We start from the raw sequence: 22,628 nt of genomic DNA on the forward strand, positions 1-22,628 counted from the left end.
ATTGCTGTTCAGCCTTTGACCGCGCCTGATGTCAGTCCGCTGACGAAGTATCTCTGGAAGATCATGTAGACGAGTACGGCGGGGATGACTGTCATGGCGATCGCCGCATTCAATTGACCGTAGTCGGTGGAAAACTGCCCCTGGAATGACATCAGCCCGAGCGGCAGTGTCCACATATGGCGGTCCTGAAGAAGCACCAGCGCCATCGCGAACTCGTTCCAGGTGGACACGAAATCGAGTATCAGTAGCGCCGCCAGAACCGGCAGTGAGATCGGCAAGAATATTCGGCGAAAGACCGTCACATGCGAAGCGCCATCGATAAGCGCCGCCTCCGACAGCTCCTTCGGAACCGCCTTGAAGAAACCATGCAGGATGAAGACCTGATACGGCACCCCGAAGGCGAGGTAGGGAAGAATCACGCCGGGATAGGTATCGATCAGCCCAAAGCCGTTCACCAGCGTGAAGATCGGTGCCAGCATGACCTGGAACGGGATCATCGCGCCGAACAGGAAAAACAGCAGAAGCAGCTTTCCGAATTTCAGCCTGATCCTTGCAAGCGCATAAGCGGCCATCGCCGAAAATATCAGGCCGAGCGGCACTTTGATGACAGTGATGATGGCACTGTTGGTAAAGGTCGTCGCAAAATTGCCGCGCGCCCAAGCCCCTGAAAAATTGCTCCAAGCAACCGTTTCGGGCGGTGCGAAGGCGCTCGTCGCCATCACCTCGGCATTGGATTTCAAGGCGGTGAATGCGATGAGGACGACCGGTGCGATCCACACCAGAGCGAAGGTGACAAGCACGATCCAGAGAAGGATCAGGAAAGGGTCCCTGCGCCGTTTGACCAGCACCATATCGTCTTCGAAGCGTGTCCCCGAGGCCGTCATTCGCTGGCTCCTTCATCGCGTTGCGACCAGCGCAGGTAAGGTACGACAATGGTCAGGGTAACAAGCAGGAGGATGACCGAGATGGCGGATCCTCTGCCGAAATCGAAAATCTGCATTGACTGCATGAAAGCCCACAAAGCCAACATCTGCGTGGATTGCGCCGGTCCGCCTCCGGTCATGCCGTAGACGATGTCGAATGCCTTCAGCGAGGAGATTGTCGACAGAACCAAGACAATGGCGATGGTGACGCGTAGCGCCGGCAGCGTCACATGCTTGAAACTCTGCCATCGGTTGGCACCATCGATGCGCGCAGCCTCGACCAGCGAGCGATCGACGCTCTGTAGGCCCGCCAGAAACAGCACCATAGAGAAGCCCACATATTGCCAGGTATAGGCGACGAACATCGAATATAGGGCGATCTCACGGTCACCAAGCCAGTCCTTGATCCATGCCTGCAGGCCAATATTGGTCAGAACCTGATTGAACAGTCCGAAGAACGGATCGTACATCCACTTCCACATTGTCGCGACGGCGATCGGAGCGATGATAACCGGCAGATAATAGATCGCCCGCATCGGCACTCGGCCGAACAGTTGCTCATTGAGGCCGAGCGCCAGAAGCAGGCCGATCGTCGGTGGAAAGAGAACCGCAAGCAAGGTCCATGTTATGGTGTTGCGCAAGGCAATCCAGAACACCGGGTCTTTCGTCAGGATATACTGGTAGTTCTCCAGTCCAACCCATTCTCTTTGCGGATCCAGACCATTCCAGTGCTGGAAGCTGAGAAACACCACCTCGATCATTGGCCATATCGCGAAGGTCGCATAGACAACGAGCGCGGGACCAATCAGCAGAAGCGCTTGCGTCCGCGAGGACTGCATGACTTTGGAATTCAACATGGGAAACCCGCCTGTTCAAATCCTGACCTGAGTGCAGGTCAACGGTCTCCGCGGCTTCAAGCCGCGGAGAGATCAGGGTGCCTTGCGGCTTACTTCTTGCGGTTGCCTATAAACGTCTGCATCGCTGCTGCGGCTGCCTGGGGCTCTATCCTGGCTGCGGCGACATCGTTGATGACACGGAAGTATTCGGTTGTCACATCAAGCGGGAATGCCTGGTCACCGTTCACAAAAGTGCCCTTCGCATTGGCGAAGATTTCGGTCCACTCCTTGTGCATGGCAGAGGCATCGGCCTTCAACTTCACGTCCTTATTGACGGATAGCGCGCCGAACACCCCGGCGATCTCGGTCTGGAACTCGGTAGATGTGAAGGAATTGATGAATTCCGCCGCCAGTTCTGCCTTCTTTGTTTTCGACGAAACATAGAAATATTCCGCGAATCCGTAGAGGCGATCCGTGCCGTTGGGGAATGGGAAGACGTCGTAGTCATCGACGCTGCCACCCTCCTTGATCTGCGACACCAGCCAGTCGCCCTCGAGCATCATCGCTGCGCGCTTGGCAAGGAACAGCGTGAAGGACTGTTTCTGATCGACGCCCATGAACGGTGACAGGATGTAGTTCTGCCCCCACATTTGCATCTCTGCGAAGGCCTTGGTGGCGCACTCCGTCTTGCCCCAATCCGCCTTCAGCGATTTCAGCTGATCGTGAACGTCAGCGCCGCAGGTGGTTTCCAGGATTTCATCCATCAGGCGCATCAGATGCCAATTGACGGAACCGCCAAAGGTGAAAGCCGGAATGCCCGCCTCTTTCAGCTTTTTAGCGGCGGCGACCAACTCATCGTAGGTCTTTGGTTCCTGTGTGATGCCGGCCTTCTCGAACATCGCCTTGTTATAATAGACGCCTTCGCCTGAGAAGCGGAACGGCACGCCGTGCTGCCCCGACCCATAACTCTTGGAGAAAGCCAGAGACGGCGCCGTAAGCCGGTCGTTCCATCCGTATTTGGCGTAATCGGCCGTAATGTCCTTGCTGAGCCCAGCCTTGACATACTCGCCACCCAGGCCAAGGCCCGCCCAGCTCATATAGACGTCCGGACCTTTGTCGGACCCGGCAGCGACACGCAATGCGGTTTTGTGTTCATCGACACCACGCATGACGATTTCAACGTTCACGCCGGGATGGGATTTTTCGAAATTATCAGCTGCGGTCTGAAGCGCCTTTACCTGCGATTCCGCAGAATAACTGATGGTCCAGACCGTCAGATCGTCAGCCTGGGCAGATGTTGCGATTGCCGCCAAAGCGGACGCCGCCATAAATCTCGCGAAAGTTCTCATAAGATCTCCTCCCAAAGATCGCTGATGCTTCTGTCAATACTGTCAGATCATTTTCGAATTCTGTCAATTAGTTTCATATGTTTTTGTATCTTTGGTTTTTTCAATTTTCCGAGAATATTTGTAAGTGTCACACAGATTTGCGCGCGATCGCCTTGCGGGCCGATTTGGCAATTCCGGAAGCTGTCAGGCCATAGTGCTTGAAGAGCCATTCCACGGCACCCGTCGGGACAAAACCCGGAAATCCCATGCGCTCGACAGGTACCGGAAAGTGCGCGGACGTATGCTCCGCCACCGCACCGCCGAGCCCGCCATGAATATTGGCCTCCTCGACGGTGACGATTGCACCAGTCTCGCTTGCGGCTTGGGAAATCGCCACGCCATCGAGCGGACTGATGGTCGCCATATTGAGAACCCGCACGGAAATGCCATCTGCAGCAAGCTCTTCAGCGGCGCTCACGGCAAGATGCACCATCGTTCCGCATGCAATGACAGTGACATCGCCACCCTCGCGCACCATCTCCGCCTTACTAGGTTGAAACCTGCGATTCTCCACCAAAAGATCGGGCACTGGCATTCTGCTGAGGCGGATATAGACCGGCCCCACATGGGCAGCGGCCCATTTCACCGCCTCGGCGGTTTCCCAGGCGTCCGCGGGAGCAATGACCGTGATATTGCTCAACGGACGCAGCCAGGCGAAGTCCTCGATCGAGTGATGCGTCGGCCCCAGTTCGCCATAGGCTACGCCCGAGGACTGGCCAACAAGTTTTACGTTGAAATTGGCGTAGGCAATATCGGCCTTGACCTGTTCCAGCGCGCGACCGGTGAGAAAACACGACGCGGCAGACACGAATGGAATGCGGCCACCATTGGCAAGACCCGCGCCGACCCCAACCATCGTTTGTTCGGCGATACCAACATTGATGAGCCGATCCGGAAACGCCTTCTGAAAACCTCCGAGCTTTGAGGACCCGACGGAATCGTTCACAACGGCGACGATGCGCGGATCTTCTGCGGCAAGCGCCTCGATTGTGCGTGCCCAGGCGTCACGGCAATCGTGAAAGCCCTGCTGTTTTGCTGCCGGAGCGGCCATCAGGCGAGTTCCTCCATAGCAATGGCGAGTTGCTCTGCATTTGGCACGCCGTGGTGCCAGGACGCCTTGTTCTCCATGAACGAAACACCTTTGCCCTTGATCGTATTGGCGATGACGCACAAAGGCTTCGATCGCCCACCCGCGGGTTCGGACAGGACAGCCATGAGCGCTTCGACGTCGTGCCCGTCGACCATTGCGACATCCCAGCCGAAAGCACGAAACTTGTCGTCGAGCGGATCGAGGCCGTTGGTTTCTTCGGTCCCCATTCCCTGCTGCAGCCGGTTGCGATCGACAATAAGCGTCAGCTTGCCGAGTTTGCGGTGACCGGCAGTCATCGCCGCCTCCCAGTTGGAGCCTTCCTGCAATTCGCCGTCCCCGGTCAAAACGAATGTCCTGTAGTCGCTGTTCGTCAACTGGCCGGAAATCGCAATACCGACCGCAACCGGCATTCCGTGGCCGAGCGGCCCGGTATTGGTCTCGACACCGGGCAAATAATTGCGGTTCGGGTGGCCATTCAATTTGGACTGCGGCTGCATATAGGTCGCAAGCCAGTCTTCCGGATAATAACCTGCGGCGCAAAGAGCCGTGTAGAGCGCGCCGGTGGCATGGCCCTTCGACATGATGAAGCGATCCCGCTCCGCCATGTCCGGTTGTTGTGAATCATAGCGCATGACCCCGAAATAAAGGGTCGCGACGATATCGATCGCCGAAAAGTCTCCACCGGGATGCCCGAGTTGGGCATCGAAGACCATCGTGAAAGCCTTCCGGCGCATCCACAACGCTTTGTCGCGGATGCCGCCGGCAATATCATTCTTCAACATGGCGAAAAGCCTTTCAGTGCCAAATTGCCTGTTGGCGAGCCAATTTACATCGCGCCGAACAAAGCCTTCTGGGCAATTTTCAAGGCGCCGATGGCGTCATGACGGCTTTGCGCCTCGCGTAGAGCGTCGATATCGAGAGCCTCAAGCCCCTTGTCCGCCGCCTTGAGGAAATCGATGGCATGATTGGCGGTTTCGACGCTGTCTTCGCGGAACGGAAACTGGTCGAGTTGCCAGACGCCTTCCCACTTGTTCTTGCGCAGCACGTAGAAGAACTCGAAAAGCTCGATCGGGTGCAGGCTGCCCGCGACGAGGTCGTCATCCCAGGAACGATAATTGTCGTTGACGTCCATGCCGAACAGGCGACCGTAATCGATGGCGAGCTGGGCGCTGTCGGCGGCCGATTCCCCACCCATGATGGCATGGCCGAAATCGAGCAGGATGCCAACATTGGGCAGGCCGATCTTTTCGATGCCGAGGAGGGTGCGGGCGACCGAACCGAAACTCATGCGCACACGCGGTTCGCGCGGCTTGTATTCGATGACGAATTTGAGGTCGGGGTTTTCGCTGGCAAGCTGACCGACGCCATCCAGCGAATGTTTCCACAACGTGCCGTAATCCACCTGGAACGGATAGTCCCAACCATCCTGACCCGGCCAAAGTTTTACGTAATCCGCACCGAAATAACGGACCTGATCGCAAGCTTCCGTGACCACTTCATGCGTGCGGCGGCGCACGCCGGCATCCGGGTTGGTGAAGGAGCCTTTGACGAATTCGCGGGTGTAGATTTCCGGCGTGATGCCGATAACGCCGAGCTTGTTGCGATCCAGCGCCTCCTTCACCTGGGCGTTCGAAAAATCACCGCCGAAGAAGGGATAGTTGATATCCACCACCGACAGATCCCTGACCTGACCGGCAAGATCGATCGCGTCTATAACGCTGCGCGGTGTTCCATAACCGTCCGTCGCGTAGCGATCGAGATAAGTCGCGAAATGCCAGATACCGGCGCCAAAACGTTGTGTCGTCATAGGTTTCCTCCCAATTTACGGATACCGCGCACAGGCACCTTCGCACCCGCTGTCGCAGTGTCGCTACACGTCCTCGATGAAATCCTTCAGAAACGGATCTGCCACCTCACCCTCCCAGGCGCAGCAAAGAATAACGAGAGCACTGCTGTTTGCTTTCGATCTCTTTCGATTGCCTCCAAGCTTGCACAAGTCGAAGTGGTGCTCAAGAATTATTTCTCTGCCTCAACCACAACGCAAACGCAAAAATCATGCGGCAACGCAGCAATCTGCGAGAATGACGCGCTCACGATTTCATAAAACCGTAAGTTTCAAAACCATATTGACAATAATCGAAAGTGATCGATAGTTTCCGCATGGGCTACTGGAGGGTGGCCCGGACAATGGGAGGTCCTGATGAAACTGACAAAGCGTCTTTTGATGTCTGTCGTTGCGCTCGGCATTGCCGGTGCGATGTCCGGCGTGGCACTTGCCGCAGATACGATTGCAATCATTACACCCAGCCATGACAATCCGTTCTTCAAGGCGGAAGCCGACGGTGCGGCGGCGAAAGCCAAGGAACTGGGTTACGCAACCATGGTGCTCGTCCATGATGACGACGCCAACAAGCAGAACGAGCTGTTCGACAGCGCCATCGCAGCCGGCGTGAAGGCGATCATCCTCGACAACGCCGGCGCGGATGCGTCCGTCGCCGCCGTACAGAAGGCCAAGGACAAGGGCATTCCGTCCTTCCTGATCGACCGCGAAATCACCACCACAGGTGTTGCCGTCTCGCAGATCGTTTCGAACAACTATCAGGGCGCGCAGCTGGGCGCTGAAGAGTTCGTCAAGCTGATGGGCGAGAAGGGCAATTATGCCGAACTGATCGGCAAGGAATCCGACACCAATGCCGGCATCCGCTCGCAGGGCTATCACGACGTCATCGACCAGTATTCCGACATGAAGCTGGTCGCCAAGCAGACGGCGAACTGGTCGCAGACGGAAGCCTATACCGTGATGGAATCCATGCTGCAGGCACACCCGGACATCAAGGGCGTGATCTCCGGCAATGACACGATGGCAATGGGCGCCTATGCGGCACTCGAAGCTGCCGGCCGCAAGGATGTCATCGTCGTCGGCTTCGACGGATCGAACGACGTGCGCGATTCGATCAAGAAGGGTGGCATCAAGGCGACCGTGCTGCAGCCGGCCTACCAGCAGGCCCAAAACGCCGTCGAGCAGGCCGACAAATTCATCAAGACCGGCAAGACGGGCCTTGAAGAGAAGCAGTTGATGGATTGCATTCTCATCAACGCCGACAATGCCGGCAAGCTCGAGACATTCGCGCTCAAGCAATAACGCAACCGCCGTTTTCCACCCGGAGCAAAGCCTCCGGGTGGCTCTTGCTTTCAAGAAAGTGCGGATACCCATGAAGATCACGAGCCTGCTTGCGGCAAGCCTGCTTGCCGCGTCCCTTTCCGGCTGCAAGCTGGTCAAGACCGATACGGCTGAGGCCGGCGGCACCGCTGCCGATCCCATTGCCGCAATCGTCGAGACGACTTTCGACACCAAACTCGTTCCCGCCCTGAGCGAGAAGGCGGTTGATCTTGCGACCCTGAGGGACGCCATCAAGACCGGGCTGGACAAGGCCGGCGAAAGCCATGGCACCCGCGTCGGCGGCGCCGGTGGCGGCTGGAATTTCCCGGTGAAGGGAAGTGCGACGGTTACCGAGGAAAACCGCGCGTCAAAAGCCGCGACGGCCGATATCGACCTCGATGGCGACGGCCAGGCGGATGCGACATTGCAGCTTGGCCCGGTCATCAAGGGCACGGCCCTGCGCGACACGACACCGCTCTACGATTTCTCGACTTTTCGCGATCAGATCGAATATGCAAAACTCGGCCGCGCCCTGAACGACAAGGCCATATCCAAGCTTCCGGGCGCCGATACCCCGCTTAAGGGCAAGCGCGTGAATTTCCTTGGCGCGGTGGTGATCCGCTCCGCCAGCGAAAAGCCGCTTGTCATGCCGGTCTCGATAGAGGTGGCGCCATGAGCGACATCGCGCCTGCCGAAGCGCATCCGATCGGCCTGAAGATCCGCAACGGATCGAAAATCTATCCCGGCACGCAGGCACTGAAAGACGTCGACTTCGACCTGCGAATGGGTGCCGTCAATGTGCTGGTCGGCGAAAACGGCGCCGGAAAATCGACGCTGATGAAGGTGATCGCCGGCGTCGAACAATTGAATGGCGGCACGATCGAACTCGATGGCGCCGAGGTGACTTTTGCCGACAAGTCCGATGCGGCGAAACATGGCGTCGGCATCGTATTCCAGGAACTGAACCTCTTTCCCAACCTGACGGTGGCGGAAAACATCTTTGTCGGCCACGAAAAGACACGCGGTGGCATTCATATCGACCGGCGGGCACAGGTGACGGCAGCCCGGGCGCTGATGAAGCGGCTCGAACAGGATATCGATCCCGACGCGCCGCTTGGAAACCTGCGGATCGGCCAGCAGCAGATCGTCGAAATTGCCAAGGCGCTGGCGGAAAACGCCCGCATCCTGATCCTTGACGAGCCGACATCGGCGCTTTCGGCCACTGAAGTCGAAGTGCTGTTTCGCGTCATCAACGACCTCAAGAAACAGGGCGTCGGCATTGTCTATATCTCGCACCGGCTGGAAGAGCTGATCCGCATCGGCGATTACATCACCGTTCTGCGCGATGGCGCCATTACCGGATCACGCTCCATGCAGGGCGTCGATATTCCGTGGATCGTCGCCAACATGATCGGCAGCGCGTCGAAGGATTTTCCGAAAACCGTGGGTCACGACATGGGTGGAGAAGTGTTTCGGGTGGAAAACATCTGCCTGCCGAGTCCTGCGGGCGGTTATGCCGTCGATCACATGTCGCTTTCCGTGCGCGAGGGCGAGATCGTCGGCCTTTACGGGCTGATGGGCGCCGGCCGTTCCGAACTGCTGGAATGCATCATGGCCCAGCACCCCAATTCCTCCGGCCAGCTTTTTATCGGTGGCAAACCGCTCAAGGAAAGAAGTGTGGCGGGGCGGATCCGGCGCGGACTGGCGTTGATCCCCGAGGATCGCAAGCGTGATGGCCTTGTGCAGATCATGACCATCCGCGAAAACCTGACCTTGTCGTCGCTTGCCGATTTTACCCGTGGTTTTCACCTCAGCCTCAAGGCCGAGGCGGCAAGAGCGGCTGAATTCGTCAAGCGCATGGCGATCAAGATCGCCAGCCTCGAACATCCCGTCTCCAGCCTTTCCGGCGGCAACCAGCAGAAGGTGGTGATCGGCAAGGCGCTGATGACGAAGCCAAAAATCCTGCTGATGGACGAACCGTCGCGCGGCATCGATATCGGCGCCAAGGCGGAAATCTTTCGCACCATGCGGCACCTCGCTGCCGATGGCCTCGGCATTCTTTTCGTCACCTCCGATCTGGAAGAGGTTCTGGCCCTTTCCGATCGCATTCTCGTCATGGCGAATGGCCGGCTGACCGGGCAGTTTCCGGCCGGCGCCAGTGCGGCGGACGTCGTTTCTGCGGCAACGCCCAATCTCAAGAAGGTTGAACTCACATGAGCAGCATCGACGCCGCAGGCAACGTCAAGACCGTTATCGGAGGGCACAGATCCCGCACATCGGCGCTATTGCTGCTCCTGCACATGCGCACTTTCGTGGCTCTCATCCTCGTCTTCACCTTCTTTGCGATCGCGGCCCCGAACTTTCTGTCGATGGCCAACATGCTGATCATTTCCAAACATGTGGCGCTGAACGCGCTGCTCGCGATCGGCATGACGTTTGTCATCATCGCCGGCGGCATCGACCTGTCTGTCGGCTCGATTGTCGGGCTGTGCGCCATGGTGGCGGGTTATCTGGTGCTTTACGGCATCGATCTCGGCTTTCTCGGTGTCGCCTACAGCATCCAGTTCAACACGATCGAAATCTGCATGATCGTGCTGGTCGTGGGCATTTTCATAGGCTGGATAAACGGGCTTTTGATCACCAAGCTGAATGTCGCCCCCTTCATCGCGACACTCGGCACGCTTTATGTCGCGCGCGGTGCCGCCCTCTTGTTTTCCGAGGGGCGAACCTTTCCCAATCTTTCCGGCAACCCTGAATACGGCTCGGACACGTTTCGCATCATCGGCTCCGGCACATTTCTCGGCCTGCCGGTATCGGTGTGGATCATGGTCGCGGTAGCGCTAGTGGCCGCCTATTTTGCAACCCGCACCCCGCTCGGACGGCATATCTACGCCGTTGGCGGCAACGAGCGTGGGGCAGCCCTTTCCGGTGTGCGCGTCGATCGCATCAAACTGTTCGTCTACATGTTTTCCGGCCTCTGCGCCGCCTTCGTCGGCCTGATCATCTCATCGCAACTGCAGGCGAGCCATCCGGCAACAGGTGAAACATTCGAGCTGAACGCGATTGCGGCGGCCGTTCTCGGCGGAACGTCGATGTCCGGTGGGCGGGGGCGGATTGCCGGCACGATCGTCGGCGCTTTCGTCATAGGCATATTAGCCGACGGCCTGATCATGATGGGCGTCTCGTCCTTCTGGCAGACTGTGATCAAGGGTCTCGTCATCATCGCCGCCGTCGTCGTCGATCAGGTGCAGCAGAAACTGCAGGCCCGTGTGGTGCTGCAGCAGAACGCCAACTGAGCGTTTGATGACGCCAACCGATGCTTGTAAGAGGTGGAGACAGAGTCGATCAGTTTCGATTGATTGCGAATTCCGGGTTCAGGCAGGATCAGATGGAAGCGAAAGACGAGCAGGACGCGTCGGAATCGATGGTCGGACTTTTGTCCGAACCCAGGCGCCGACGCATTCTCGAATGGCTTCAGGAGGAAGGTTCGGCCCGCGTCAGGGAACTGGCCGGTGCCTTCAGGGTATCGGAAGCCACCATCCGCCAGGATCTCGAAAAGCTTGAAAACGACGGTTTCATCACCCGCGAGCACGGCGGCGCCTACCTGAATTCGATCGCCCCCCAGACAGGCACCATGACGCTCCATCATCAGGAGAACATGGACAAGAAGCGTCGGATCGGCGCGCTTGCGGCCAGTCTGGTCAAGGATGGGGAAACGCTGATCCTCGATGCCGGCACGACGACGACCGAAATTGCCACAAGGCTGACCAGCCGCCGCGACCTGACGCTGATCACCAATGCGCTGAATATCGCGATCATTCTGGGATCGGTGCCGAGCTTTGCGGTTCACATGCCAGGCGGCCAGTTCAAGTCACCGACGCTTTCGCTTTCCGGTGACAAGTCGGTCGAATATTTTCGCAACATCTTTGCCGGAAAACTGTTTCTGGCGACGGCAGGCGTGGCGCTCGATGCCGGCCTGACCTATCCGAGCTTTGCCGATCTGCAGCTGAAGGAAGCGATGATCAAGGCGGCGGCGCATGTCTATCTTGTCGCCGATTCCACCAAGATCAATCGTTCGTCCTTTACCCGTCTCGGCTCTCTGGACGTCATCCACTCCTTCATCACCGATGACGGCATTTCCGACCGGGATGCAAAAGAGTTCGAAAAGCGCGGCATCGAATTGCTGATCGCGAAGTAGACTTCAACCGGTGAAGTTCCATGGCTTGCCCACTCTTTCTTTCTTGCAGCAAGCTTCGCGCTCAACGATTTGGCGAACTGATGGTTTTCGGGCAAAATGGCCTGCTCGCCATGGCCAGACTAAACAGGAACGCAGCTGTTCATCCGCTTCCCGAGATCGGACATGATAAACACCGTGCCAGATACCGTGGCCATGTAGGCACTGAATTCGGCGGGTTCTTCAATCAGTTGCGCGACATGGTCATTAAGGTGACTGAGGAAAAGCGGCGCGAGGGACTGCTCTTTAACCGTCATCTATATCGTGTTTTCGCGCCCTGAATATTCGAGCCGCTCAGATAGGCCGTTCTAGCGACCGAACGATGCGCTATCTATGTGTGTAGGTCACTTTGGGGAACGGGTAAGCATGGGGTTCGCCACCCTGGAAAATGAAACCTTTGCGGGATAGGCAGCTACGCCATTCCGGTGCATCGTACCTGGTCTCAAAGACATGATCGCTCTGGCGTGACTGGTACCCTTCCAGTCTGCAATGGGCAAGAGCGTCGCTGTAGGCAAGCTCCAGTGTACGGTCACCACTCACCGGCACTGCGCCGTAGAGATGCCAACTTGTTCGTGCCTGCGCCCCTGTGGCTGCCGAAATGACGCCGACAGATATAATTAGCGCAAATTTGAAACGCATGACCAATCTCCATGAAAGCCAGTGCCGCGTGAAACGGTAGACCGTCTGTTTTGTTCCGTTGGATCGATCCGACTGTTCGCTATTCGCTCCGCAGTCATTGGTAACTCCGTCTGCGGTTGTGCGGCCGCTTGCAGCTAGCGTTGACCCAGGCAAAGTTGATCGCGGTCACGCCGCCAGCATTAGTGCCGGAGTCAATCACCGTATCGTCAGTCCTACTTAGACTGTCGACCATCACTCAAAATTGGCGCCCCACCGCAACGCGCGACTCTATCAGAGCCCAAAACAGCCTCGTCTGATGTCGCGCAGACACAAAACAGTACACCCGTACTAGTGGTTTGAGCCTGTTGCATGTGCTCAATGCAATACCTCGTCGTCTTTCTGAACGCTGGTGTGATTTGCCGGCTGGCGGCAATGACACTGGAGGGAAATACATTTGAAAACGAGATTTAATTCAGCGGGCCATTACCTCGCCCTGACAAGTTCCACGACCCTTACCGCGGCCATATCGCTCACTGCCGCCGTTGTTTCGTTCTCGCCGCAGGCGGTCGCGCAAGATGCAGATGATTATATTCATGACAATGGCAATGTCACCTGGGGCACAAGCCAGAGCTTTCCCGATGACTGGATTATCGGACTGAACAACGCCGGTGTTACCGCATCTATCCTGGACGGCGCAAAGGTTTCAGTCGCGCGTCGGGCGATCATCGCCGGCCTCGAAGGCTCACAGGCGACGGTGACCGTTTCCGGCCCAGGTTCGGAACTCAACGTGGTCCGCAGCTCAATCATTCCCGGGAATACGTTGACCATCGGCGGCGGCTGCAATGGCTACTCTGTGACCTGCGTCACCGGCGGCGACGGCACCCTAATCGTCGAAGGCGCCGGCAAGGTCGATGCAAAGACTGTGCTGATGGCAGATGGGCAGAAATCCAGCGGAAAGCTGCTGGTCACCGGTGCCGGATCGGTAGTGTCGGCAGATTACCTCGGTGCGCTGGCTTGGGCGGCAAATCCGAGCGCCATCACCATCGAGAAAAGCGGCTCGGTTCTCACGAACACGACCTCGATCGGCCAACACGCGCCGACTGACGGCCAGACCAATATCCAGATCAAGGGCGAGGGTTCGAACTGGATCAATACAGGTCACTTCGATCTCGAAGGATTGCTGAGCGTCGAAGAGGGCGGAACATTACGGACGAATACGCTGACCATCAATGATGACGCCGAATTGCTGGTGAGCGGCGACAAGTCGTCACTGACGGCAAGCGGTGGCATGCTCATCGCAGGCAACAGCCATCTGGTTGTGGCAAACGGTGCAAATGTGGACAGCGGCAGCGCCATCAATGTGGGCAAGGACGGTTATCTCGTTCTCGGTGGACAGGTGAATACAGATGCTCTGGCCGGAGAGGCGAAGGCCATTACCACGGTGGCAGCCGGTCGTGTCGATGCAAAAACGATCATCAATTTCAATTCTTCCGGCACTGGTCGGATCGTGTTCAACCACACCAATTCCGCTTATCTGTTTTCCAACAAGCTGGCAGGCGACGGCTCCATTGTCAGCCTGGCCGGTGAGACAGTTCTCAGCGGCGACCTGACCGGTTTTGCCTCCTACGATTCTTATGAAGGCGGCGTTATCGTCGATGGTGGCAGCAAGCTCGCGCTGAAGGGTGATCTCGGTACGGCCATCAGGGGCGATAGCGACACAAGTCCTGAAACGACTGCGTTCCGGATTAAAAACGGCACATTGACCATTGGTGGCGAGACGGGTCAGATCGTCACCAATTTTCAGGGCAGCGAAATTTATAATAGCCGTGTCGATATCTGGGGTGAGAACAGGAACGCTGAACGTCAGACGACCGACGCTTACGGCACGCTTGCGGGATCCGGCACCGTCGGCTCAACGACTGTCGACAAAGGTGCACGGATTTCGCCCGGCGATATCGACAGCCCGCTCGGCAAGGTCACCGTGCGTGGCGCCTTGGATTTCAAGGACGGCTCGATCTACGCCGTGGACGTGGCCGGAAATGGTCAAAGCGACACGATCGCTGTCGAGACAGTCAAGCGATATGTCAGCGTCAACGATGACGGCAGCAAGAACTTCATCGATGGTTACGGGACCACGACTATCGGAAACAACACATCCGTAGAGGTCACCGCGCTCGATGCTGCCACGAGCTATCAGACTGGACAGTCCTATACGATCCTGACCTCCGAGGGCGGCATTACCGGCTCATTCGCGGACGCCATCTCCAAATCGGCATTTCTCAATGTTGCGCTGGATCAGCGCGAAAAGGCGATCGATCTGAAAATCGCCGTGAAGAATGGCGGCACGCAGCCGCCAGTCGATCCAGAGCCGCCGGTTACACCCGAACCGCCCGTCACAGAGCCACCGGTTACACCTGAGCCGCCCGTTACCGAGCCTCCGGTGACGCCGGAGCCGCCCGTAACTCCACAACCACCAGTCACTCCGCCGACGAATCCCGGCAATCCGGAAACAGGACTGTTCGACAGCGTCGCAGACAGCTCAAATCAGGTCGCCGTCGCGCGATCCCTGAATAGCTTGCAGCAGAGCGGTGAATCACTGGCTCTCTACAACAGGCTACTGCTGCTGAGTGCCGATGAGGCCCGCACGGCGTTCGACCAGTTGTCGGGCGAAGCACATGCCTCGGCAAAGTCGGGACTGATCACCGGCAGCGGCATCACCCGTGATGTCCTCAATGGGCGCATGAGATCCGCTTCGGGCGGTGTTGCATCCCAACCGCCGGCGGCTCTCAATTATTGGGACAACGGGCGCTGGGCCAAGGACGACCCAACGGCAGCCATCCTAAAGGGGCCGCGCGAGCCAGTTTGGTCGGCTTGGGGCCAAGTCTTCGGCTCATGGAGCGACATCAACGGCCAGGGGGGCGTTGCCGGCACCGATGTTTCGACCGGGGGCATCATCACCGGTATCGACAGACTCTTTGGTGAAGATACACGTATCGGCCTGTTTGCCGGATACAGCCGCTCGAGCTTCAAGGTGAATGATCGCACGTCATCCACGGATAGCGACAATTACCACATCGGCCTCTACGGCGGGACCGAGTGGGGAGCCCTGGCCTTCCGCTCCGGCGTTTCCTACACGCTGCACGAACTGTCGAGCAAGCGTTCGGTCATCTTCCCGGGTGTTTCCCAAACCCTCGCCTCCGACTACGATGCCGGATCATTCCAGGCCTACGGTGAACTTGGCTACAAGATCGATCTGACAGGTGCAGCACTTGAACCCTTCGTCAATCTGGCACATGTCAGTCTGCATAGCGATGGTTTCTCTGAAACCGGCGGCTCGGCAGCATTGACGATGGGCGGCGACACGACCAACACGACGTTCACTACGCTTGGTCTGAGAGGTTCATCCGATTTCGTGCTGGGCGGTATGGCCACTGTGGCAAGCGGTACGATCGGCTGGCGGCACGCTTATGGCGACATCGACCCAGCTTCGCGCCTGGCCTTCGCGGGCAGTGACAGCTACACCATTCGGGGCTCCTCGATCTCGCAGGATGCTTTCCTTCTGCAACTTGGGCTCGCCATGGACATCGCAGAAAACACGACGCTCGGCATCAACTACAATGGTGAATTTAGCGGCGACGGTACGGTCAATTCGGTCGACGCCAAGCTGAACGTTCGCTTCTGACCAGTGCAGTGTATTCGATCCTGCCCATGGCGGCTTTTCCAGCCGCCATGGGCATTTGTGTTCTCCACTTCGTCTAAATGACTTTCTTACGGGAGCGGCCCCGACAATAGTCGTGTTCGGCCAGAGTGATTCAGGGGTGGATGAGTGTTTACGATATTGGGAAATGCCCTAAGCTGGCGAAGGAAAAAGAGTACCGCTGATTATGATGCGGAACGCGGCCAGGCTATCATTCGCATGGTGCTGGTACCGACCATCCTTATTTACATGACGGGCGTACTTTTCGTCCGCAACGATCCAGAACGTTCCTTCATCTATTTCACCCTGGCGGTGGCGTTCTTTTATATACCCTATTCCCTGCTGTTGCTGATCGACGTCCTAAAACGGCCCGGTGCAAAGGTGCTGCGCCGAAGCCTGTCTCTCCTGCACGACTATTCCGGAATTACTTTCGGTATGAGTGTAGGCGGCCAATACACGTTGCCTGTCTTCGCAGTGCTTTTGTGGGTCACCGTCGGTTACGGTGTGCGTTACGGTTCGCGCTACCTTCTTGTCGCTTCCATCTGTGCATTGGCCTCTTTGGCTGTAACTCTCGTCAACAACACCTACTGGCAGGAAAACCTTCTACTGGTGCTGACACTGACCTTAACCACTATTCTTGTGCCCACCTATCTTTTCAGCCTGTTGAGCGAAATCCACCGATCTCACCGGCTCGCAATGGAAGCGAGTGCTGCAAAATCGCGTTTCCTTGCCCAGGCCAGCCACGACCTGCGCCAACCAATCCACGCCATCAGCCTTTTCACCGCATGTCTTCGCGATGCCGGGCTCCTTCCAGGACAGCGGCAATTGGTTGAAAATATCGATCGGTCGCTTCAGAGCGTATCCGGGCTTTTCCGCTCTCTTCTGGATATTTCGACACTTGATAGCGGCAAGGTCGTCTTGCGCTCCGAGATCGCATCTATGCATGACCTTGTCGGGCACATCCTCCAACAAAATTCCCAGGGCGCCGACTGGGCGGGCGTAGAATTACGATCAGTCGACTGCAGGCTGCACGTCTTCACCGATCCGACCATGCTGACGACGATGCTCCAGAACATTCTGACCAACGCTTTCAAATATGCTCCTGGTCGGCCGGTTCTGATCGGCTGCCGAAGGCGCGGCGGTAACCTTGATATCGAGATCCATGATCGCGGCAAAGGTATCAGCAGCGAACATCTTGATCAGGTTTTTGACGAATTTTATCAGGTTCGGGAGCGAGGAGACCGGGACATAGAGGGGGTCGGCCTTGGCTTGTCCATCGTAAGGCGCATGGCCTACCTCATGGGGCTCACGGTGGAAATACAGTCCCGAGAAAAACACGGGACGACGGTCGTCATTGGTGGTTTGACCATCACAGAACCGCCCTCTCCCGTGCCCATGGCCAATCGCACGAGTGTTGGCTCGGTTCTTGAAGGTTTGCGGGTCCTGTTGATCGAAGACAATACGGACGTACTCAGCGCCACCGCCGCCCTGCTTCAACGCTGGGGTTGCATAGTCCAGGCAGAAACATCGCCACCGCTGACGTCAGTCTCATGCGACGTTATCCTTACCGACTACGACCTCGGATATGGGACGACCGGTGCAGACAGCATTCGCCAGGTACGCGCAGCCGCTGGTCGAAACATACCGGCGATCGTCATGACGGGCCATGATGAAAACCGAATTCGCGAAGACATGGGCGAGTATGCAATCCCGATACTGTGCAAACCCGTTCGCCCGGCGGAGCTTCGTTCCACCCTTGCATCCGTGCGTGTTCGCAACCGACAGGAACGTTCCAACGGCATGGCCGTCAGGACATGAGGATGCCGTTACTGTAAGCTTTGGCAACGGCACCGGTTCGGGTGTTCACATCCAACGCCCGTAGAAGTGCGGATACATGAATGCGGACAGTAAAGGGTGATATCCCGAGAATGAGGGCGATTTCCTTGTTTGACTTGCCTTCGACTATAAGCCCCAGAACATCGCTTTGACGTTGTGTGAGAACAGGCTTTTCGCTTTCCATCAGAATATCGGCTTGCGAACTGGTCTTCACCACGACATCGCCATCACAAATGGAAGCGATCGCCGAGAGTATATCGCTTGCGGAAACGCTTTTGTTGATGAAACCGTCCATTCCCGTATCCATGACATTCTGGATTGTTCGCGGGTCATTGAGCATGGAAACAACGACTATGGATGACTTCGGAAATTCCTGTCGCAAATCCGACAGAGATTGTTCGATGTTCAATCCGGGAAACAGAAGATCGATCACCATCAGGAATGGCGGCAAACCACATCTTGATGCCGCTAAAACCTCATCCAGGGTTCCTGCTTCCACGATATCTGCTTCTGGAAAGATCTGGCGTATGAGTTGCGAAAGACCGTCTCGAAAGACAGGGTGATCATCCCCGAGGACAATACGTTTGTTAGGCACTCTATACTCTCTCCCCCGATTGCGACCTCGCAAGCCGCTTGACCTTATGTCATATGATGACAGTTCCTTGCATTAGCACACTTGTATTATTGACCTGATGTCATTCAGGCACCTGAAATTTCGATAAGATGACTTTCATTATCAGCTTATCTTGATCTCGAGAACCTAAAGGTGTTAGCAGCGCGTTATGGAAAGCGCCGAACACCCGGAAATTTTGCAGACTTATATGGGCGTGCGTGCTCGCCTGACACGCGTGATTTACAGACGTGTCCGTTGCACCGCGACCACCGCAGACCTCATGCAAGATACCTTCCTCCGGTTCTGGGAACGGCCCAATGTGCTGCGGGATGTCGCCGACCTTGCCGGTTACTTCATGGTGACCGGTCGAAATCTCGCTCTCGATCACGAACGCCGCAAGAAGATCGCGCCATTCGTTGATGGCATCGAAGGTTTGGAATCCATATCCGACCCGACGCCATCGGCCGAAACAGCGACAATGGACAGGCAGGAACTGCGCCGTCTGCAGGTCGGCATCGAAAAGCTTCCGCCGCAGGCGCGACAGGTCTTCATGCTTTCACGCCTGGAAGGTCTGACATATGTTCAAATCGGCGAACAATTGGGCATATCTCCCAAAACCGTTTTCGGGCATATGGTCGTCGCGCTTGACCGGTTACGTGCGGAGATGAAGACCGGCGACTGAGGTCTGGCGCGACTGGTTTTCAACAATGAGGCGGCGGATGCAGAACGTATCCCACCACACTAACCGTTCCGCCGAAGAGACCGACCTGTCAAGGCGGGCTGCCGAGTGGTTCGCCTTACTTCTGGACGACGATGCCACCGCCAATGATCGCGCCGATTTTCGCACATGGCTGGAAAGCGACCCCGCACATGTCAAGGCTTACGCCGAACTCGAACGTCTCTGGCTGGGCTCTTCTGCCCTTCCTGAAGTCGCCCCGCCTCCGTCTCCCACCCGCCGCCGCGTCATAAAAGCCGGTGGTGCCGCAGTCATCATCGGCACCGTGGGCCTTGGTAGCATCTCCTATCTGAATTCCTCGCGGGGCGACTATCGCACCGCAGTTGGTGAAACGACCCGGATCACTCTCCCGGACGGATCAGTAGCCGAACTTTCGACCGCGACGGCCATCTCCGTGGACTTCACTGCCAGCCGAAGAGCGGTTCAGTTGCATGAAGGCGAGGCCTATTTTACTGTTTCAGCCGATGCGCAGCGGCCATTCACGGTCGTTGCGGGAGCACTTGAAACCACCGCCTTGGGCACTCAGTTCTCGGTCGCCATCCACGACAATGCCATATCGGTCGCAGTCGCTGAACATTCCGTGCGGGTAACCTCTCCCTTTGAGAAGCAGGATGTTTTCGAGGGGCAATCTATTCTGTTTGCCGATAACCGCCTGTCTATGCCGACGGAAACCGATGTCGGCTCGCAGCTTTCCTGGCGTGATGGCAAACTCGTTTTCATTTCCACACCGTTCGAACATGCAGTCGCATCTCTGGCAAAATGGCGGCGCGGCAAGATAATCGTCATGGACAAGGCGCTGGCGCGACGCCCCGTCAGCATCATCGTCGATATAAGACGTGCCGGCAAGATATTGGAAACGCTGGAAAATGGCTTGCCGATCCGTATCGACACCTATTCACCCTGGCTGACACTGATCTATCCCCGGTAAAAAAGTTTTAGAATCGACCGAGGTTTTTCAGGGCCTGCGGCGTCCCCTATTCAAGAGGCCCGAAAGATTTCGAGCCGGGATGCGTTTGCAGGGGGCAAAACGAGTGGTGAAACATTCTCAGATCAATCGCGGTCATCTTGAACGGTTGCGCGGCGTGCTGCTGACTGCCTGTGTGGGCTTTGCACCATTTGTCCTGCCGACCAGCGCCGAGGCCCAGGCGGGCAGAAATTATACGTTCGCCATCACCAGCCAGCCGCTGTCGAGCGCGTTGGTCCGCTATTCGTCGATTACAGGCATCGACGTGGCATTCGATGGACGGCTGCCGTCAAATCTGCGCACCACCGGCCTGAACGGCAATCTGGCCGCCGAGGACGGGCTTTCACGCCTGCTCGCAGGGACCGGCCTGACCTATCGTTTCACCACCGCAACAACAGTGCTGCTGGTCAACCCCAAGGCATCCGCTGCGAATGCACCGGCCGACGGCTCCACCGTTCTGCAGACGATCAATGTTGTCGGAGAACAGGCCCGTGGGCCGGTGCAGGGTTTCGTGGCGACGCAAAGCGCAACGGGGACGAAAACCGACACCTCCCTCAAGAACACCCCGCAGGCGATCAACGTGGTGACGAGAGACCAGATGGCCGCCCAAGGGTCCGCTACCCTGACGCAGGCGTTCCGTTACACGCCCGGCGTCATCAGCCAGTATGGCGATGACTCCCGCTATGACTGGTTCACGATCCGTGGTTTCCGCCCGGGCCGATATCTCGATGGCCTGCGCCTGCCCTTCGGTTCGCGCGGTTATGCGCAGCCACGTGTCGAACCTTTCAGCCTGGAGCGTGCGGAGGTCCTGAAAGGACCATCCTCCGTTTTATATGGTCAGGGCGAGCCGGGCGGCCTGATCAACATGGTCTCGAAACGCCCGAGCACGACGGCGAAAAATCAGGTCGAACTGCAGCTGGGGACCGACAGCCGTGTCCAGACGGCATTTGACGTCGGCGGCGCCGTCACTGCAGACGATACCATTCTCTACCGCGTGGTCGGCGTCGGCCGCCTGACTGACACGCAGTATGATTTCGTCGAAGAGAAAAAGGCCTATATCGCGCCATCCCTGTCCTTCAAGCCGGATGACGCGACATCCTTCACCCTTTACGGAAGCTACCAGCACATCGACTCGCCCGGCGGCGGCGGTGCTCCTGCCCTGCCTGCCAACGGAACGCTTTACACGGGTGTCTATCCGGAACTGCCACGCGGCGCGTTCCCCGGCGAACCCGGATACGACCATTACAAGAGCGACCAGGTTTCTCTCGGCTACGAATTCGAACATGAATTCGATGAAACCTGGACCGTGCGACAAAACCTGCGCTTCTCCTACATCGATACTGACAGCCAGCGCGTCCAGCCGGCTTGCATATTCAGCTGCAGCTCGACCGGCTTTGACCGTTACGCCTGGGCCTTCCCGGAAAGCGCCCGCTCCGTCACGCTCGACAATCAGGCCGTGGCACATTTCTCGACTGGCGACGTGTCCCACACAGCCCTATTCGGCCTCGACTACTCCTATGAAAGCAGCCGCTTCGAGGAATCCTCGCTATCTCCGATTTTCGCGCCGTTCAACGGCCAAAATCCAGTCTACGGCGCGACCGCGATCACCCGCCCGGCCGTCAACACACGCATCGATCAGCAGCGCAGCCAGGTCGGTCTGTATGCGCAGGATCAGGTGGAATGGGACCACTTCGTGTTTTCGCTTGGCGGGCGATATGACTGGGCCAATACCGACACCCGGACGAGGATCCGCAGCGGCGGATCGGATGTCAGCGTCAATCAGCGTGACGGGCAATTCACCTGGCGCACCGGTCTCGTCTACAACTTCGACAACGGCATCTCGCCCTATCTTGGTTATTCGACATCCTTCAATCCGGCGAGCGGCACCGACCGCAACAAGAAGGCTTTCGATCCCACAACGGGCGAGCAGTTCGAAGTTGGCGTCAAATACCAGCCTGAAGGCAGCAACAGCTTCGTCACCCTATCGGCCTATCACCTGACACAGGACAATGTGCTGACACCCGAGACGGAACCCGGTTTCACCAGCTATCGCATTCAGACTGGCCAGGTCACCATGCGCGGCTTGGAGTTGGAAGGCAAAGCCGAAATCAACGACAGTCTGTCGGTCCTCGCATCCTACGCCTACACGGACAGCGAGATCACAGAAGACAGCGCCAACAAAGGCAAGCGTTTCGCCTTCGTGCCAAGTCATCAGGCATCCGTATGGCTGGACTACACGCTCCAGACCTCGACCGCATGGGATGGCCTGAGCCTGGGCGGCGGTGCGCGTTACATCGGCCAGACCTATGGTGACAACGCCAACAAGTTCGACATCCCGGCCTATACCGTTTTCGATGCCGCAGTCCGGTACGATTTCGGCAAGGCAAACCCGAAACTCGAGGGCCTGAAAGCTTCGATCAATGTCAGCAACCTGTTCGACAAAAAATATGTGTCGACCTGCATTGCGGCGACGGGGTGCTATTGGGGCGAAGGCCGCAGCGTTTATGCCACGCTGAAATACAGCTGGTAAATC

18 protein-coding genes are annotated in these 22,628 nt (G+C 57.4%); 11 read left to right on the top strand and 7 right to left on the bottom strand.

Annotated elements, in window-relative coordinates; genetic code table 11:
- Nucleotides 1-8: 8 nt before the first annotated feature.
- The 6 genes from GAO09_RS12330 to GAO09_RS12355 form a co-directional block, all read right to left on the bottom strand.
- Nucleotides 9-884 (bottom strand): carbohydrate ABC transporter permease, encoded by an 876-nt coding sequence (locus GAO09_RS12330; RefSeq protein WP_153354299.1) that lies wholly within the window; start codon nt 882-884, stop codon nt 9-11.
- Nucleotides 881-1,780, bottom strand: a complete 900-nt coding sequence (locus GAO09_RS12335) for a carbohydrate ABC transporter permease (RefSeq protein WP_153354300.1) — start codon at nt 1,778-1,780, stop codon at nt 881-883. Before GAO09_RS12335 ends, GAO09_RS12330 begins: the two co-directional genes overlap by 4 nt.
- Before the next feature lie 89 nt (nt 1,781-1,869).
- Entirely contained in the window at nt 1,870-3,108 is a 1,239-nt protein-coding gene (locus tag GAO09_RS12340) for an ABC transporter substrate-binding protein (protein ID WP_153354301.1), read from the bottom strand.
- 127 nt (nt 3,109-3,235) lie between these two features.
- Complete coding sequence (locus GAO09_RS12345) at nt 3,236-4,198, bottom strand: transketolase family protein (RefSeq protein ID WP_153354302.1); 963 nt, start codon at nt 4,196-4,198, stop codon at nt 3,236-3,238.
- Nucleotides 4,198-5,019, bottom strand: a complete 822-nt coding sequence (locus tag GAO09_RS12350; RefSeq protein ID WP_153354303.1) for a transketolase — start codon at nt 5,017-5,019, stop codon at nt 4,198-4,200. Before GAO09_RS12350 ends, GAO09_RS12345 begins: the two co-directional genes overlap by 1 nt.
- A 44-nt stretch (nt 5,020-5,063) precedes the next feature.
- Nucleotides 5,064-6,044, bottom strand: a complete 981-nt coding sequence (locus GAO09_RS12355) for a sugar phosphate isomerase/epimerase family protein (RefSeq protein WP_153354304.1) — start codon at nt 6,042-6,044, stop codon at nt 5,064-5,066.
- Between the two features lie 393 nt (nt 6,045-6,437).
- Here GAO09_RS12355 and GAO09_RS12360 point away from each other — a divergent pair, with 393 nt between their 5' ends.
- The 8 genes from GAO09_RS12360 (at nt 6,438) to GAO09_RS12395 (ending at nt 17,764) form a co-directional block, all read left to right on the top strand.
- On the top strand, nt 6,438-7,379 hold the full coding sequence (locus GAO09_RS12360) for a D-ribose ABC transporter substrate-binding protein (protein ID WP_153354305.1): 942 nt from the start codon (nt 6,438-6,440) through the stop codon (nt 7,377-7,379).
- 70 nt (nt 7,380-7,449) lie between these two features.
- Entirely contained in the window at nt 7,450-8,073 is a 624-nt protein-coding gene (locus GAO09_RS12365) for a DUF2291 family protein (protein ID WP_153354306.1), read from the top strand.
- A complete protein-coding gene (locus tag GAO09_RS12370) occupies nt 8,070-9,614 on the top strand; it encodes a sugar ABC transporter ATP-binding protein (protein ID WP_153354307.1) in 1,545 nt (514 codons plus the stop codon). Before GAO09_RS12365 ends, GAO09_RS12370 begins: the two co-directional genes overlap by 4 nt.
- Nucleotides 9,611-10,693 carry an ABC transporter permease gene (locus GAO09_RS12375; RefSeq protein ID WP_153354308.1) on the top strand — a complete coding sequence of 361 codons (1,083 nt, stop codon included), beginning with the start codon at nt 9,611-9,613 and terminating at the stop codon, nt 10,691-10,693. The genes GAO09_RS12370 and GAO09_RS12375 overlap by 4 nt, the downstream gene beginning before the upstream one ends.
- Nucleotides 10,694-10,785: 92 nt before the next feature.
- Nucleotides 10,786-11,595: a DeoR/GlpR family DNA-binding transcription regulator gene (locus tag GAO09_RS12380; protein ID WP_153354309.1), complete on the top strand. Its 810-nt coding sequence runs from the start codon at nt 10,786-10,788 to the stop codon at nt 11,593-11,595.
- 20 nt (nt 11,596-11,615) lie between these two features.
- Nucleotides 11,616-11,912 (top strand): hypothetical protein, encoded by a 297-nt coding sequence (locus tag GAO09_RS12385; protein WP_153354310.1) that lies wholly within the window; start codon nt 11,616-11,618, stop codon nt 11,910-11,912.
- 791 nt (nt 11,913-12,703) lie between these two features.
- Complete coding sequence (locus GAO09_RS12390; protein WP_153354311.1) at nt 12,704-15,931, top strand: autotransporter family protein; 3,228 nt, start codon at nt 12,704-12,706, stop codon at nt 15,929-15,931.
- 144 nt (nt 15,932-16,075) lie between these two features.
- Nucleotides 16,076-17,764, top strand: coding sequence for a hybrid sensor histidine kinase/response regulator (locus GAO09_RS12395; protein ID WP_324185522.1), 1,689 nt, complete (start codon nt 16,076-16,078; stop codon nt 17,762-17,764).
- On the opposite strand, the gene GAO09_RS12400 is transcribed toward GAO09_RS12395, so the two are convergent.
- Entirely contained in the window at nt 17,754-18,377 is a 624-nt protein-coding gene (locus GAO09_RS12400; RefSeq protein WP_324185521.1) for a response regulator transcription factor, read from the bottom strand. The two genes, GAO09_RS12395 and GAO09_RS12400, sit on opposite strands and share 11 nt — an antisense overlap.
- 226 nt (nt 18,378-18,603) lie before the next feature.
- Between GAO09_RS12400 and GAO09_RS12405 the strand changes: the two genes are divergently transcribed.
- The 3 genes from GAO09_RS12405 to GAO09_RS12415 all read left to right on the top strand — a co-directional run bounded on the left by GAO09_RS12405 (nt 18,604) and on the right by GAO09_RS12415 (nt 22,625).
- Nucleotides 18,604-19,077, top strand: coding sequence for an RNA polymerase sigma factor (locus tag GAO09_RS12405; protein ID WP_235938101.1), 474 nt, complete (start codon nt 18,604-18,606; stop codon nt 19,075-19,077).
- A gap of 37 nt (nt 19,078-19,114) precedes the next feature.
- Entirely contained in the window at nt 19,115-20,059 is a 945-nt protein-coding gene (locus GAO09_RS12410; protein WP_153354314.1) for a FecR family protein, read from the top strand.
- 103 nt (nt 20,060-20,162) lie between these two features.
- The gene (locus GAO09_RS12415; RefSeq protein ID WP_324185520.1) at nt 20,163-22,625 is read left to right on the top strand and encodes a TonB-dependent siderophore receptor; all 2,463 of its coding nucleotides are present in this window, start codon (nt 20,163-20,165) and stop codon (nt 22,623-22,625) included.
- The last annotated feature ends 3 nt before the right edge of the window (nt 22,626-22,628 follow it).

The sequence above is a fragment of the Endobacterium cereale genome (assembly GCF_009617585.1).
GTDB lineage: Bacteria > Pseudomonadota > Alphaproteobacteria > Rhizobiales > Rhizobiaceae > Neorhizobium > Neorhizobium cereale.

Bases quoted from the DNA above. Each gene is read 5' to 3' on its own strand.
- GAO09_RS12330 (WP_153354299.1), bottom strand. From the start codon at position 884: ATGACGGCCTCGGGGACACGCTTCGAAGACGATATGGTGCTGGTCAAA.
- GAO09_RS12335 (WP_153354300.1), bottom strand. From the start codon at position 1,780: ATGTTGAATTCCAAAGTCATGCAGTCCTCGCGGACGCAAGCGCTTCTG.
- GAO09_RS12340 (WP_153354301.1), bottom strand. From the start codon at position 3,108: ATGAGAACTTTCGCGAGATTTATGGCGGCGTCCGCTTTGGCGGCAATC.
- GAO09_RS12345 (WP_153354302.1), bottom strand. From the start codon at position 4,198: ATGGCCGCTCCGGCAGCAAAACAGCAGGGCTTTCACGATTGCCGTGAC.
- GAO09_RS12350 (WP_153354303.1), bottom strand. From the start codon at position 5,019: ATGTTGAAGAATGATATTGCCGGCGGCATCCGCGACAAAGCGTTGTGG.
- GAO09_RS12355 (WP_153354304.1), bottom strand. From the start codon at position 6,044: ATGACGACACAACGTTTTGGCGCCGGTATCTGGCATTTCGCGACTTAT.
- GAO09_RS12360 (WP_153354305.1), top strand. From the start codon at position 6,438: ATGAAACTGACAAAGCGTCTTTTGATGTCTGTCGTTGCGCTCGGCATT.
- GAO09_RS12365 (WP_153354306.1), top strand. From the start codon at position 7,450: ATGAAGATCACGAGCCTGCTTGCGGCAAGCCTGCTTGCCGCGTCCCTT.
- GAO09_RS12370 (WP_153354307.1), top strand. From the start codon at position 8,070: ATGAGCGACATCGCGCCTGCCGAAGCGCATCCGATCGGCCTGAAGATC.
- GAO09_RS12375 (WP_153354308.1), top strand. From the start codon at position 9,611: ATGAGCAGCATCGACGCCGCAGGCAACGTCAAGACCGTTATCGGAGGG.
- GAO09_RS12380 (WP_153354309.1), top strand. From the start codon at position 10,786: ATGGAAGCGAAAGACGAGCAGGACGCGTCGGAATCGATGGTCGGACTT.
- GAO09_RS12385 (WP_153354310.1), top strand. From the start codon at position 11,616: ATGGCTTGCCCACTCTTTCTTTCTTGCAGCAAGCTTCGCGCTCAACGA.
- GAO09_RS12405 (WP_235938101.1), top strand. From the start codon at position 18,604: ATGGGCGTGCGTGCTCGCCTGACACGCGTGATTTACAGACGTGTCCGT.
- GAO09_RS12410 (WP_153354314.1), top strand. From the start codon at position 19,115: ATGCAGAACGTATCCCACCACACTAACCGTTCCGCCGAAGAGACCGAC.